We start from the raw sequence: 280 nt of genomic DNA, 5'->3' as shown, positions 1-280 counted from the left end.
GCGCTGCACGGCAGCTACAAGCAGCCGCCGCTGCGTGGCGTGCTGGAATGTGGCGCGTTCGCCATGCAGGCCCCGCATTTCGATGAACGTATGGCGGGGCGCCTGCTCGCCCACACCGAGATGTCGCGCTCGGCCAACGGTGCCGTCGATGATCGCGCCGACGCGTTGCGGCCCGTGCTGGGGTTGGGGATGGCGGGAGGGACGCTGGTCAATCACGTGCTCAACGGCAGCAACGCCGAGCGGGCCGGCCTGAAGGCAAATGACGAGGTGCTGTCGGTGC

1 protein-coding gene is annotated in these 280 nt (G+C 68.9%); it reads left to right on the top strand.

The genetic code is table 11. The annotated features are described in order from the left end of the window. The coding region (locus FQ664_RS27355; RefSeq protein WP_218570420.1) for a hypothetical protein at positions 1–280 on the top strand (280 nt) is incomplete at both ends.

It is taken from the genome of Pseudomonas persica, assembly GCF_900291015.1.
In the GTDB taxonomy this organism is placed as follows: Bacteria; Pseudomonadota; Gammaproteobacteria; order Pseudomonadales; family Pseudomonadaceae; genus Aquipseudomonas.
Note: the sequence above shows the minus strand (reverse complement) of the source record. Positions and strands in the feature narration are given on the sequence as shown.